General features: G+C 36.2%; 12 protein-coding genes. 4 read left to right on the top strand and 8 right to left on the bottom strand.

Annotated elements, in window-relative coordinates:
• The first annotated feature begins 30 nt into the window (after nt 1-30).
• The 3 genes from ACYVFA_RS06060 to ACYVFA_RS06050 are packed head-to-tail and all read left to right on the top strand — an operon-like array spanning nt 31 to nt 2,497.
• Complete coding sequence (locus ACYVFA_RS06060) at nt 31-645, top strand: nucleotidyltransferase family protein (protein ID WP_460470912.1); 615 nt, start codon at nt 31-33, stop codon at nt 643-645.
• A complete protein-coding gene (locus ACYVFA_RS06055; protein WP_460470911.1) occupies nt 645-1,544 on the top strand; it encodes a lysophospholipid acyltransferase family protein in 900 nt (299 codons plus the stop codon). Before ACYVFA_RS06060 ends, ACYVFA_RS06055 begins: the two co-directional genes overlap by 1 nt.
• Nucleotides 1,541-2,497 carry a glycosyltransferase family 9 protein gene (locus ACYVFA_RS06050; RefSeq protein WP_460470910.1) on the top strand — a complete coding sequence of 319 codons (957 nt, stop codon included), beginning with the start codon at nt 1,541-1,543 and terminating at the stop codon, nt 2,495-2,497. Before ACYVFA_RS06055 ends, ACYVFA_RS06050 begins: the two co-directional genes overlap by 4 nt.
• 33 nt (nt 2,498-2,530) lie before the next feature.
• Here the strand turns inward: ACYVFA_RS06050 and nudK are convergent, their stop codons facing one another.
• Nucleotides 2,531-3,115, bottom strand: coding sequence for an NUDIX hydrolase (nudK, locus tag ACYVFA_RS06045; protein WP_460470909.1), 585 nt, complete (start codon nt 3,113-3,115; stop codon nt 2,531-2,533).
• A 54-nt stretch (nt 3,116-3,169) separates the two neighbouring features.
• On the opposite strand from nudK, the gene ACYVFA_RS06040 reads away from it, so the two are divergent.
• Nucleotides 3,170-3,922, top strand: coding sequence for a DeoR/GlpR family DNA-binding transcription regulator (locus ACYVFA_RS06040; protein WP_460470908.1), 753 nt, complete (start codon nt 3,170-3,172; stop codon nt 3,920-3,922).
• A gap of 46 nt (nt 3,923-3,968) precedes the next feature.
• On the opposite strand, the gene ACYVFA_RS06035 is transcribed toward ACYVFA_RS06040, so the two are convergent.
• The 7 genes from ACYVFA_RS06035 to ACYVFA_RS06005 all read right to left on the bottom strand — a co-directional run bounded on the left by ACYVFA_RS06035 (nt 3,969) and on the right by ACYVFA_RS06005 (nt 13,575).
• The gene (locus ACYVFA_RS06035; protein WP_460470907.1) at nt 3,969-5,123 is read right to left on the bottom strand and encodes a DUF1624 domain-containing protein; all 1,155 of its coding nucleotides are present in this window, start codon (nt 5,121-5,123) and stop codon (nt 3,969-3,971) included.
• Nucleotides 5,124-5,400: 277 nt separating this feature from the next.
• On the bottom strand, nt 5,401-7,425 hold the full coding sequence (locus ACYVFA_RS06030; protein ID WP_460470906.1) for a glycoside hydrolase family protein: 2,025 nt from the start codon (nt 7,423-7,425) through the stop codon (nt 5,401-5,403).
• Between the two features lie 107 nt (nt 7,426-7,532).
• Nucleotides 7,533-9,068 carry an alkaline phosphatase family protein gene (locus ACYVFA_RS06025; RefSeq protein ID WP_460470905.1) on the bottom strand — a complete coding sequence of 512 codons (1,536 nt, stop codon included), beginning with the start codon at nt 9,066-9,068 and terminating at the stop codon, nt 7,533-7,535.
• Between the two features lie 106 nt (nt 9,069-9,174).
• Nucleotides 9,175-9,807 (bottom strand): L-threonylcarbamoyladenylate synthase, encoded by a 633-nt coding sequence (locus tag ACYVFA_RS06020; RefSeq protein WP_460470904.1) that lies wholly within the window; start codon nt 9,805-9,807, stop codon nt 9,175-9,177.
• A gap of 105 nt (nt 9,808-9,912) precedes the next feature.
• A complete protein-coding gene (locus ACYVFA_RS06015; RefSeq protein ID WP_460470903.1) occupies nt 9,913-11,271 on the bottom strand; it encodes a zinc-binding metallopeptidase family protein in 1,359 nt (452 codons plus the stop codon).
• 83 nt (nt 11,272-11,354) lie between these two features.
• Nucleotides 11,355-12,215, bottom strand: a complete 861-nt coding sequence (locus ACYVFA_RS06010; RefSeq protein WP_460470902.1) for a glycerophosphodiester phosphodiesterase family protein — start codon at nt 12,213-12,215, stop codon at nt 11,355-11,357.
• 31 nt (nt 12,216-12,246) lie between these two features.
• The gene (locus ACYVFA_RS06005) at nt 12,247-13,575 is read right to left on the bottom strand and encodes a galactokinase (RefSeq protein ID WP_460470901.1); all 1,329 of its coding nucleotides are present in this window, start codon (nt 13,573-13,575) and stop codon (nt 12,247-12,249) included.
• Nucleotides 13,576-13,607: the final 32 nt, after the last annotated feature.

Below are 13,607 nucleotides of genomic sequence, written 5' to 3'. Positions count from 1 at the left end.
CTCCGATTCAGATGGAAGTATCCTTTTTAAATGAATGTTGGTCTTGTAATTCTGGCAGCAGGTGGGTCTTCACGAATGGGTGTTCCCAAACAATTGCTGCATATTGATGGCAAATCTTTAATTAAACGCATGGCCGAAATGGCTATGGATACTAAAACTTATCCGATTGTTGTAGTTTTAGGTGCTAATCGTCCGATGATTCGTAAAGAATTAGAGCGTATGCCTATTACAGTTATTAATAATCCACAGTGGGAAAATGGTATGTCAAGTTCTATCAGAATGGGTTTGGTGGGTGCTTACATGACTTATAAAGAACTTGAAGCTGTTATATTTATTACGGCTGATATGCCATTGGTATCGGCCGAATTAATTGATAAAATAGTAAAGAGAGCAGAGGTACTCAATGATAACGGAGAATCTCCAGATATTGTGGCTTGTAAATATAATGGACAAGTAGGTATACCAGTATTGTTTAAAAGAAAATTGTTTAATGATTTATTGGAATTAAGCGGCGATAGTGGAGCAAAAAAAGTAATATTAGCCAATAAAGAACAAACAGCTACAATTGATTTTCCGGAAGGAAATGTTGACCTGGATACGATAGAGGAGTATAGGAATTTTTTGTCTAATTACAATCAGAACTAATGCGAGCAGTTGGTTATTATATAGCGTTACCCTTTTTATATTTTATTTCCATTTTACCTTTCCCGATTCTTTATCTGCTTTCAGATTTTGTCTATGTAATTATTTATTATGTAGTTGGTTATAGGAAATCAGTAGTTCGAACTAACCTGAGAAATAGTTTTCCCGAAAAAAGTGAGGCAGAGTTAATAAAAATTGAAAAAGCCTTTTTTCAGTATATCATTGATTTTTTTCTGGAAATGCTCAAATGTCTGACCATTTCTAAAGAGGCATTATTAAAACGAGTAAGTATTGAGAACCCTGAAGTAGTTGAAGACTTATATAAAAATGGACAAAGTGTCATTGTTTCTACCGGACATTATGGGAATCATGAATGGGTAAATCAGGTTTTACCATTTATGTTACCCTTTCAGATAAAAACCATTTATCGGACTCAACATAATCCTTATTTCGACCAACTATTTTTGAATTTTCGTTCTAAATACGGAGTTGAAATGATAGCGATGGAGGAGGCTTATAAAAAAATAAATACGAAAGGTGATAAGCCTTTTTTATTAATTCTGGCCAACGATCAGTCAGCCCCACCAGATAGAGCTTTTTGGACTACATTCCTGAATCAGGAAACTTCTTTTTTTACAGGAACTGAAATCTTTGCGCATCGCTTTAATGTCCCTGTGGTTTATGTATGTATCAAAAGAATAGCACGTGGCAAGTATAGAGCAGTATTTGATATTATAAGTACAACACCGAAAGAATTACCCAAAGGAAAAATACTTGAGCAACACGCCAGAAAACTGGAAAGAGATATTATAGGGGATCCAACGCCTTGGATGTGGTCTCATAAGCGTTGGAAATATCAGAAAATTAATGGTCAGTATATAGATGCAAATTATAAAGAATGAAAACAAAGTTTTTAATCTTGCGTTTTTCGTCTATTGGAGATATTGTACTCACAACTCCGGTTATTAGATGCCTAAAACAGCAATATCCTGAGGCAGAAGTACATTTTGCTACTAAGAAACAATTTAAAGTTCTGGTTGAAAACAACCCTTACATTGATAAGTTTTTCCTGTTAGAAGGTAAACTTGATGCGTATATCCAAACACTCAAGGCAGAAAAATATGATTATGTGATTGATTTGCATAATAATCTGCGAACGTCTATCATCAAGTTCCGGCTCGGTAAAAAATCATTTAGTTATAATAAATTGAATTTTGAGAAATGGCTCCTGGTCAATCTCAAAATTAACCGAATGCCAGAGATGCATATTGTTGACAGAAATTTAAAAACTGTCGAATCATTAGGAGTAAAAAATGATAATAAAGGATTGGATTATTTTATCCCTTCGAATCAACAAGTAAATCTATCCAATATTCTTGAAGGTGATGAACCATTTGTTGCCTATGCAATTGGTGGTCAGCATTTTACAAAAAAACTTCCAGTAGAACGAATCATAGAACTTTGCAATAAAATCAATAAAAAAATCATTTTATTGGGAGGTAAAGAAGATGAAGCAGCCGGAGAACTTGTGGTGAATGCACTTGGCAATAAAATTTATAATGCTTGCGGGAAATATAATCTCAATCAATCTGCTTCTATTTTAAATCAAGCTGAGTACCTTATCAGTCACGATACAGGATTGATGCACATTGCCTCAGCTTTGAAAAAGAGAATTATCTCAATCTGGGGTAATACGGTACCAGAATTTGGAATGTATCCTTATCAGACCGAATTCAGCATTATTGAAAATAAAAATCTCCCGTGCAGACCTTGCTCCAAAATAGGCTATAGTAAGTGCCCTAAAGGTCATTTTAAGTGTATGAACGAGTTAGAACTAGAAAACCTTAATTCGTAGTTCGTCATCAAGATTTTCTAGTTCTACTAGAATTCAATTATAGCTGATTAATTGATGAATCTGGGCATATTGCAAAAGCATAATCGTTTTTCCATCCTTTATCTCACCTCTTTCCATCATTTGGATGGCTTTATTGAAATCAAGTTCTAATACTTCAATATCCTCTTCATCAATTACGCCACCACCATCATTTATTTTTTGTTCATTGGTATATTCTGCCACAAAAAAATATAAAATTTCTGTAACAGATCCTGGTGACATATAGGATTCGAAAACTTTTTTCACCTGACTGATTTTATAGCCAGTTTCTTCCTCTGTTTCTCTTTTAATACAATTCTCAGCATCATCTTTGTCTAATAATCCGGCACAAGCTTCAATCAACATACCGTTTTCATTACCATTTACATAAGTCGGTATTCTAAATTGATTGGTTAGTATGACAGTTTTAGAAGTATTATTATATAGCAAAATGGTTGCACCATTCCCACGATCATAGGCCTCTCTGCTTTGTTTCTGCCAATCTCCATTCTTCTTTTGCCATTCAAATGTAACTTTGCGGAGTGTATACCAATTGTCGGATAAGATTTCGGTGCTTAAATTTCGAACTCGATTATTCATTTTGATTATTTTTGAATTATTTTGATTATTTTTGAGTAAATTTATAAAAATGATATGAACTTTCAAGAACGTAAGCAATTAATTATTGAAAAAGTAGAAACAAATGGGAGTGTTGATGTAAAAGAACTAGCCCTTTTATTAAACACTTCTGAAATAACTGTACGTAGAGACCTAGCAATTCTGGCAGAAAAGGGCCTGATTTTCAGGACTCATGGGGGAGCCATGAAACTCAGTTTAAGTTACGACCCAATCGATTTTGTTAATAAATCGGCTGTGAGAGGTGAGCAAAAAGATTATATCTGCCAGATTGCCTCTTCTTATATCAAAGAAGGAGATGTAGTTTTTTTAGATTGTGGAAGTACTGTTTACAGGATTTGCCCCTTTATCAGAAATATGAAAATAAAGGTGGTAACTAATTCCATTCCTATTGTAAACGCTTTGCTAAATTCTTCCGTCAGTTTGAATTTCGCTGGTGGTGAAATTGATATGGATCGGCAGGCAAGTCATGGATCTATCGCTGTTGAACATTTTGCCAGATATAGAGCGGATAAAGCTTTTTTGGGAGTTGATGGTATTTCCTTGGCTAATGGCCTGAGTGCTTCAAGTGAAAAGGAAGCAGAAATCTCAACAATGCTTGCCAAATACGCCAAAGAAACTTTTCTCTTATGCGATTCAAGTAAATTCGAAAAAGATAAATATCTGCCCTTTGCGCCAATTAATATGGCAGATTATCTGATAACTGATAGTGGCGCAAATGATGAATTAGTAAAGAAATATGAAAACCTGGGAGTGAAGGTATTAAAGTAAGAGGCTTGTTATTTAAAGCCTCTTACAAATGATATCATCTTAGAAATTACAAATATCTCAACCACTTAATATCTTTATGAGCAGCTTTATAATTGCTATACCACTTGCACAATGGATAAAGACTAATCACAACTGCCAGCCAAACCAGATAAACTCCTCCCAGTTCTAATCCAGATGGTTTTTGTGGACGACCAAACTGGAATGGACCAAATACAAAATCTTTATACTGAAATCCCTGCATATATAGCATCACAAACATGATGGAATGAATCAGATACCAATGGATGAGATAATAGAAAAGGGGCACTTTCCCGTAGACTGTCATAATATCTATAAATTTATTTTTGGCTCCATCGCTAACTGAAAGAATAATAAAGCTTATGCCTAAAGTAGCTAGGGTGTATAGAAGCGATGGAGGATATTTAGTTAAATTCATAAATGACATGAAAGTAAAAACAGCGTCTTTTTGGGGTGACCAAGGCACCGGATCTCCATAAATATTAATAAAACGGATGATTGCAAAAAGTGCCAATGAACCTAAGCCTAATTTTAATAAAGTAGCTTTTCTGTCCGATTGAGTTTTGTTAAAAACTACTCCGCCCATTCCATATCCGGCTAACATAATTCCTAGCCAGGGAATAGGAGGGTAACCAATAGCAAATGTAGTATTTGGGGTAACCTGGAAAAGTGAGAAACTAAATAATGGCACAAAATAAGAATAAGGGGTTTCATTAAAGGGTAAAAGCCCCAAGAGATTATGACCAAAAATAATAACCAAGCCTATACTCAGAATAGTTTTGGGTGTCAGCTTCATCAGGAATGAAAGAATTATAAAACCCAAGCCTATGGCACCAATCACCTGAAAGAAAAACATTCTGAATTTAAAGTCAAACCAGAGCGCAAAACCGATAATTGTAAACTCTAGGATAATTAACCATATCCCACGGCTTAACATAAATCTTTGGGACTCTTTTAAAGACGCGTTTTGGTTCTTATAAGATAAATAGGCTGATGTGCCTGAGAGAAATACAAAGGTTGGCGCACAAAGGTGCGTAATCCATCTGGTAAAAAATAAAAATGGAGTAGTTACAGTTAAATCAGTGGGATTGATACCGATATGTAGTAAATCACGGCAATGATCAATAGCCATAATTACCATGACCAATCCACGGGTGAAATCAATGGAGTTAATTCTTTTCATATTGGAGATAGATTAGCGTAATAGGTTTTTCAGAAATTGTTTACCAAAACACAATTTCGTAATTAATCTTCTCCAAACAAAATGTCAATATAGAATTAGATCTCAGAAATACAGAAAATTTCTATTTCAATAAGCGGAAGGAGTTGCCGATTGGCTTCCCGGTCTCTTCAGGTATGTTGGATAGTCTTTTCGGTTTTTTCAAAGAAATAACTTTAAACAGGTTCTATAGTTGGAAACTAATTATCTGGTTGTTAAATAAAACGAAAATTTTGTTATTCTATTTAACAACCGGAAAAGCAACAACTCGTAACTTACTACAACCGTAAGGAATCAAAGTGATTGATTCTTCTTTTTCGGCCACTTCACCCAAATAAACTCCATCGCGGGCAGTTATCGGTTGGCGAGCTACACCTTCAACAATTTTCCAGCTTGGAATTTTCTTGCCTACTGTTTTAATCTCTATCGGTGCATTGGTACTATTCCAAACAAAGGCATCAGATTTAGGCTTGATGTTCACACTAGAGTTTTCAACGGTTTTTTTGATCACTGAGAGTGGCAAACCATAATTCCAGTCACTTTTTGGTTGAATATCATAATAAATCCCTTCTTCTTTAATTTCTTTCTTGGTCCACTCTTCTTCAATTTTCAAGGCATACACCAGTGGACCTCTTTCGATAGCGCGCGAATTTTTTGCCCAGTTTGAAGTTGTTACTTCCATAGGTAATTGTAATGTCAGTTTATCGCCATTTGCCCATACCCTTTTAATTCGGGCAATTTTACCACCTTGCTCCGTTTTTAATTTCTGACCATTCAGTAATAAAGTCGCCTCTTTACACCAAACAGGAATGCGAATTTCTAGAGGAAAATCAACCGATTTAGGAGTGCTAATTGTGAAATTTATCTTGTCTTCAAAAGGATAATTGGTTTCTTCATCTATACTTACCTCTGTACCATTGCCTACTTTTGCCTTGATTGTATTAGGTGCAAATAATAAAGCAGCCAGGCCTTTGTCTGGAGTCGCATACCAAAGGTGAGAAGTAAATTTTGTCCAGCCCTGGTGCATATTGGCGGTGCAACAGGTATAGCCTGCATAAGGGCCAAAAACATTACACATGCCACGCCAGAAAGGCAATGAAAAATCAAATACTCCCCGACTTACCTGTACCTGATTGGCTATTTGAAAATACTGTCTTGAATTATAGTCATCAGTTGTTTGGGTAGGTAAGGCATTATAAGTCATGCGCTCAAGCGCATCTATATAGGTTTGATCTCCTGTAATACCAATCATTTGTTCCAATGAAAACATCGTTTCAACAATAGAACAAAGTTCAATACCTTGTGTCGGGTCATTTCCGTGTAAATCTTCATCACCTGAAAACATACCATGAGGTAATCCATGAAGCGTCATTAAATCAGACCAGCCTGTTTTCAGGCTTTTTAGTAGCTCAGGATTTTTTTTGGATTGGTAATAAATTGCAGGAAGTTTAATTCCCATGCCAACGTTTACTGCATGGCGGTTCATCCATTTTTCATCTGTCTGGTTAGCTGCTGCCTGCATTACCCAGTTTCGTTTGCCTAAAAGGTCTGTCCAGGGCGTAGTTTGTTGGTAAAGGGTATCACCTAATTCCAATAAAAATTTATCACCTGTAATATTATATAACCAGTAAACCGACATCAGGTTATCACCACCTCTGGCTTGTGCCCAATCAGTCCATTTTACTAATGGGCAAGTTTTAAGATTCTGATGCTGATACTTAAAATAATTTGTTAAGCATTTAATGACTCTCTTATCATTAGTTGCGGTATAATATTGTTGTAAAACCTTTATCATTACCATTTTAGGCCACCAGTCTTCTCCTTGTTGACATGCCGATAATGTCTTGCCTTCTCTTTCATCTTTGGTGAGACCGCCTATATAACCATTCGGACGTTGGTGGTCAATCACCCAGTTTACATACTTCTGAACCTTATTTTTTAATTCCTGATCGTCTAGTAAATAAGCCAAAGGCAGAGCGCCATCAAGCCAATAAGGGGTTTCTTCCCAAGCATCGCCTTTACCACCTAGCCAACCATTGTCATTCATGATTTTCGGGTAATACTCATCCAAATGACCAGTCGTCCCATTTTTCATGATTGTCAGCTGTGTGTGTAGCCAGCCTTTAGGCTTAATTGCCCCAACTGGCAGTTCAATATATTTAAGCGGTGCGAGTGGAGCCTTATTGGCAATATAGAAAGAGTTTTGTGCTTGTGTTTGAATGAAAATGAAAGGAATTGATAGACTAAAGAGAATTTTCTTGATCATAGCTGAAAGGTTAAGTAGGTAGGGGAATTAAATCTTTAGTTTTAATAGGTTGAATTTTACGCTGCTCAAAACTGAGCAGCGTAAAAATAAAAGATTTTTCTTAATTCCTATTTGCTTGATCTTACTACTTTTGAAAAATCAAGGTATCTGTATTTTCCTAATACACTTTGTTGTAATGTCAATTCATATATTCCGCCATCATAGTTTGCTTTTGTACTGATTTTCTCAACTTTTAATGCTGGTAGTTTTGGGGTATTTTTCTCATTCAATAATTCATAAAAAACTCTACCATTCATTGAAGATGGGATTGGCAACTGATGTAAATGCAGGATTGTTGGAACAAGGTCCACATTAGAGGTTGGTAAATTACTCTCATATGATTTTCTGAAACTTGGTCCGGAGGCCAATAGCGCAATATGCACTTCATAAGGACTTAAACTACCATGCCCTGCAACACCTTTCGCAAAACTTGTACCGGCATAGCCTTTGTCATTTTTATTATCATTCCAGTTATAATCTACCAAGATATCGGCTGTTCTGTTAGCATGATTCCAATGAATGGCATCGTAAGAAAGAGTTCCGAATATGAAACCTTTAGAATCACCTGGTTTTATGGCTTTCGTATAAATTCCGCCAATCCATTCCTGACTTTGTAATTTGCTTACTATTTGTTGAATTTTGGCTTTATCGTTGTTTTTTACGTAAATAGCTCCTTCAGAAACTATCACGTCTTCACTGTCTTTACCTTGTTTTAAACCCTCAATAATTAAAAAGTCGGCTACATTAGTCTTACCGATAAAAGTAGCAAATCCGTGATCAGCTGAAATGATGATATTAAAATTATTTGTCAGTCCCTTCTCCTCAATATCTGTTAGAATCCGTCCAAACTGTTCATCGACTATTTTAATTGACTCCATGGCATAGTCAGAACCAATGCCAAAGGTATGAGCTGCTCCATCCGGGTCAGAAAACCATACAGAACTTACCAAAGGGCCATCTAATGTAATGCCGTATTTCAATATAGCATCGGTAATCCACTTGTGTTGCTGTAAATTAGGTTTAGGCTTGACACTTTCCGGAACCGCACCTATTTCTCTCAGCACTTTTTCTTTTAATGATTCCGGCAAAATCATACTTGTATTAATAACAGCACCGCCACCTATTGTATGATTCTGTAATAATGCTGAACCAGTAGAGCCTGAGCTAAAGACAATCATCTTTTTACCTGCTTTAGTCAAGATTTCACCTAAAGAAATAGCAGTGAGCAGATTTCCATTCTCTGATTCATTGATTTTATTCAGATTTTCAGCATCACCGGTATTCAAACCTTGCTTCTTATCAACTTTGGGAAAATAAACGGTATTTCCCATTAACCCATGTGTTTTTGGATAGCTACCAGTTGAATAAGAAGAAGAATTAACCCTTGTTACAGTAGGAAATACGCTATGATGATTTTTGCCATAAGCTCCTTTCTTACTGAAAGCATAAAGGTTAGGCATATTTTCAGGAGTGATATAGTCTGGTCGCAATCCATCAAAAAATATAACGAGCGTTCGTAATTCTTTTGGATTTTGTGCCTGGACAAGCTGAATATTTATTAAAAGAGAAAATAGAATAAGTGCCGTTTTGAATCGGATTTTCATAGTAAAGAGGTTTCAAAAGTATTACAAAATAAAATCTGAGTAAATGAAACTTCAGACCCACTAATGTACGCCATTCAAACCGATTGAGGCTATTTTATTAAATGAATTATCTGTTAATTTCATCAAAATCCCCAAGACCGGCTCTGATTACCTCAAAGTCATCATCAATCGCTAAAATAACAGTTGAAGGCTCAATTCCACACCAGCCACCGTCAATAATTATATCAGCTTTATCTTTATTCTGGTCGTAAAGCACTTCTATTTCATTAGGATATTCAATAATATCATCAATATCATCCTTTACTGAGGTGGTAATGATAGGATTCCCCAGCATTTCTATGATTCTTTGCGGGATTTTATGATCAGGCACCCGAATACCAATTGTTTTACGGGTAGTTTGCATGATTTTGGGTAATTCCAGCGTAGCAGGAAGGATGAAAGTAAATGGCCCAGGTAAAGCCCTTTTTAGTAAACGGAAAGCATTATTGGATACTTTCGCATAAGTGGAAATATTGCTTAAATCATGGCAGACTATTGAAAAATTATTGTGTTGAGGTTTGATGCCTTTAATTTTGCAAAGCCTTTCAACACCTTTTGTACTGAATATATCACAACCCATCGCATAGACAGTATCGGTTGGATATATAATGATGCCCCCATCTTTGAGGCAATCAACTACCTGACGAATCTTGCGTTCATCAGGATTAGTCGGGAATATTTCGATTATTTCAGCAGACATATCTTTTATAATTGTGTGGGCAATATAATTTAGCCTGTTAATAAAACAAAAAGGTTCGGCGTAAAGTTTACGACCGAACCTTTCAGCGTTTTCTAAAAACACGTTTTATTTGCTTTTCTTCTCTTTTTTGCCTTTTGAAGCCTGTAAATCAGTTGCTTTTGCAGCATTCATTTCAAAGTAGTCGACTGTTAAACCTGCTAAAGATTTCATACCCAATGTAAAGCCTGACTCATCTATATAGAAATCAGGAGTATGGTGAGGTGCCGGACTGGTTTGACCTTTTGGTTTACCACCTAGAAAAAAGAATAATCCCGGAACTTTTTGTTGGAAGAAGCTGAAATCTTCTGCTCCAGTTTGTACTGGTTGAACATTTACATTTTCTTTTCCTGCAATACCCTCTAATGTACCAATCATTTTATCTGTCAATGCTGGGTCATTATAAGTTACAGGGTAACCCGTGTCAATTTTTACATCAGCAGTCGCGCCTGCGCTTTCCGCAATATTAACAGCTACTTCATTGATACGACGGTGTACCAACTGGCGTTGTTCTGTGCCGAAAGTACGGATAGTACCAATCATTTCAAGCGACTCAGGAATAATATTCTGACGAATGCCTCCATGAATAGCACCAACTGTAACAATTGCCGGATTTTCTGTTATGTTCACATTTCTACTCACAATCGTTTGTAATCCCATCACTATCTGCGCTGCTGTTACGATTGGATCTATACCAGACCAAGGATTAGCACCATGCGTTTGTTTTCCTTTTAATTTGATTCCTAATTGATCAACAGCGGCCATTGTGGCACCCGGACGATATCCTATTTTTCCAACTTCTGTTACAGAACTGATATGTAAACCAAAAATAGCATCAACTTTGGGGTTTTCCATTACTCCTTCCATTACCATCAATTCAGCGCCGGATTTACCATCTTTTAATAATTTAGCGTCATAAACTCCTTCTTCAGCTGGTTGAAAAATGAATTTTACCGTTCCAGCCAAATCATTTTTCATAGATGACAGGATTTCTGCAACTCCCATCAAAATAGCCACATGAGAATCATGACCACAAGCGTGCATTACCCCTGTTTTCTGGCCGTTGTATTCTGTCATTACTTTTGATTTGAAAGGCACATCAACGCGCTCAGTCACTGGCAGGCCATCCATATCAGCGCGTAATGCTACTACAGGGCCGGGTTTGCCTCCTTTTAAGATGCCAACTACTCCGGTTACTCCAACTTTCTCTTGAACTTCGATACCTAGTGAACGCAAATGGTCAGCCACTATTTTAGAAGTTCGGAATTCAAGGTTTCCTAATTCCGGGTTTTCATGAAAATCGCGACGCCAGGCCACCACTTTCTTTTCTAGGGCATCTGCGCTTGAGCTGATTTTTGGTTTTAATGCTGATTGCCCCATGGCAAGACCGCACGAAACGGTTAAAAGACTAATCAATAGATTTCGCATTGATGAAATTTAATTTAGGTATTTTAAATGATTTAAGGCGGTCAGAAAAACTAAGTTACTGATAGAAATTGAATAAAGCAAGCTTATTTAATTGCTTCATAAGCTTCAATCATCCGATCGGTTGAAAGGATGTCAGCACCATTATTTACAAATCCTTTGTAGATGTGATCGCCTTTGGCAATTGCCATTTTGTCAAGGTTACCTAAGGTACCTAAAATTGTACAAATTCCTTTTTTATGCAAGAACTCATTGAATTCTTTGTTTGGTTCTCTTGTACCGATAAAAGCTACCATGTTTTTATCTGGGATACCTGCTTGTTGGTGTCTCTCATATTCTTTCAAATCTCTGATCGTAACCGAAATCATTAAATTCGGATCTAGTTCATAAACCTTTTTGGCCTGGTTTACATCATAGGTGATAATTACACAATAATTTTCAGCGTGTAATTTTTGAACCATTGCCACTACCTTTTCGTAAGGCGTATTACGTTTTACGTCTAAAGTATAAATTACTTTGTTTTTTCCCCATTTTATCACTTCCTCTAGCGTTGGAACTTTAAAGTTTGTCACTGTTCCTGCATTGTCTTTTAGCTTCACATCCTTAAATTCATCCCATTTCTGGTCAATAATTTTGCCCTTGCCAGTAGTGGTTCTGTCAAGAGAGTTATCGTGCATCATCATTAAGACACTATCTTTTGTGATTTCAATATCGCATTCAATAATTGTCGGGATCTTACTTGCCAGAAATTCAAAAGACTGGATGCAATTTTCGGGATAACCAGGAATATCTCCACCACCTCTATGAGACGAAATCATTGCTTTAAAGCCTGGCTTATATTTTAAGAACTTAACTAAACCCTGGCTCGGGACATGAATATAAGATTTTTGAGGAACAGGCTGACATGCTACTACTAAAACCAGTAGAATAGAATAAAAGAATTTCATTGGAATGTTGATAATTAATTGAAGTGTAAACTTATTGAAAAAACACAAGAGAGTCTTGGTTTGTCAGTGTTTTATATTGATTAAAAATTTCTTTGGCTGTTGATAAACCATTTTCTCCATGCACCATTAAGCAAACTGTTCCACCACTGCCACCACCTGTTATTTTGGCTCCATATACCCCAGAATTGACTCCTATAGCATGAGCCATATCTACAATTTTATCAGTAAATTCATTGCCTAAACCACATTGATTATAGCTTTGGTGGGATTGAAACATCAATTCGCCCATTAATGGTAATAGTTCATGATGATTTTTATTATCAAGGTTTTTCAGCATTTCAGTAAATAACCTTACCCGATGATTTTCATAGATAGGATGTTGCGTGCACGCTTTGATATTATAATAGGTATCGGCTTTAATATTGGCTAATGGATCTGTTACTACGCCAAAATCATTCAAATAATCTTTCCCATACATAGAGTTAAGATTTTTAGCATGTTTGGATTCGTATTGTGAGGGAGAAATATTACTCAAATAACCAGAGTAGGGTAGGTGGTGATTTTGGGTACTCGTTAAATCTTGTTTGGTAACACCTTGTTTTTGAGCGATAATTGAAAATCCCATAGAAGCGGCTGTTCGAACTTCACCATAAGAGGCTCCACTGACCGCATGTCTGACACCACTATCAATGCCAACAAAATACAAATTGTCTGGTATTTTGATAGATGAAAAGACTTTATCTGGTTGGCATAGTATGGGCAATAAATATTTATCCTGACCAAAGTAAGAAGCCAGCTGATCCATTAACCCACAAGGAGCACCAACAACCAGGTTTTCGGCTTTTTGTGCTAAAATGGGTAGTTCAGTTCCTATAAAGTCAATTGAAAATAATTCTCCTAGTGCTTTTAAAGTTGCTACTTCTATAGCTGCTGAAGATGAAACTCCTTTACCGAATGGTACGTCTGATTTTACAAGAATATCAAGTCCACTTAAATTCAGATGTTTTTCATTCATCAAAACTAAAAAACAACCAACAATATAAGTGGCCCAGTCACCACCATCAATTTGCTTAAGATATTGATTCGCTTCTTTATAATCTTTTGGTAATTCTTCTAAATCAATAAATAATTCGTTGTTTTCGGATACATCCAAGCTTTTGATATGTAATTGATTATAGCCTCTGTGTCCAATAGTAACAGTTGCTTTTTCTTTAATCGGCATCTGCAAAACCATTGAGCCAGAGTAATCGGCAATCCCACCCATTACATCCAATCTTCCGGTTGAACTTGCCTGAATCAAGGGTTGATTATCACCAAAAAAGTTTTTAAAAAGAGTAGAGCTATTAGAGTTAATTTCCATAAAGAAGCCTAAAAATAAAAGAGATGCTTTGC

This window comes from Emticicia fontis, assembly GCF_054779675.1.
This window is presented reverse-complemented; position numbering and strand designations above follow the sequence as displayed.

Coding starts and splice junctions, on each gene's coding strand:
- ACYVFA_RS06060 (WP_460470912.1), top strand. CDS start 31: ATGAATGTTGGTCTTGTAATTCTGGCAGCAGGTGGGTCTTCACGAATG.
- ACYVFA_RS06055 (WP_460470911.1), top strand. CDS start 645: ATGCGAGCAGTTGGTTATTATATAGCGTTACCCTTTTTATATTTTATT.
- ACYVFA_RS06050 (WP_460470910.1), top strand. CDS start 1,541: ATGAAAACAAAGTTTTTAATCTTGCGTTTTTCGTCTATTGGAGATATT.
- nudK (WP_460470909.1), bottom strand. CDS start 3,115: ATGAATAATCGAGTTCGAAATTTAAGCACCGAAATCTTATCCGACAAT.
- ACYVFA_RS06040 (WP_460470908.1), top strand. CDS start 3,170: ATGAACTTTCAAGAACGTAAGCAATTAATTATTGAAAAAGTAGAAACA.
- ACYVFA_RS06035 (WP_460470907.1), bottom strand. CDS start 5,123: ATGAAAAGAATTAACTCCATTGATTTCACCCGTGGATTGGTCATGGTA.
- ACYVFA_RS06030 (WP_460470906.1), bottom strand. CDS start 7,425: ATGATCAAGAAAATTCTCTTTAGTCTATCAATTCCTTTCATTTTCATT.
- ACYVFA_RS06025 (WP_460470905.1), bottom strand. CDS start 9,068: ATGAAAATCCGATTCAAAACGGCACTTATTCTATTTTCTCTTTTAATA.
- ACYVFA_RS06020 (WP_460470904.1), bottom strand. CDS start 9,807: ATGTCTGCTGAAATAATCGAAATATTCCCGACTAATCCTGATGAACGC.
- ACYVFA_RS06015 (WP_460470903.1), bottom strand. CDS start 11,271: ATGCGAAATCTATTGATTAGTCTTTTAACCGTTTCGTGCGGTCTTGCC.
- ACYVFA_RS06010 (WP_460470902.1), bottom strand. CDS start 12,215: ATGAAATTCTTTTATTCTATTCTACTGGTTTTAGTAGTAGCATGTCAG.
- ACYVFA_RS06005 (WP_460470901.1), bottom strand. CDS start 13,575: ATGGAAATTAACTCTAATAGCTCTACTCTTTTTAAAAACTTTTTTGGT.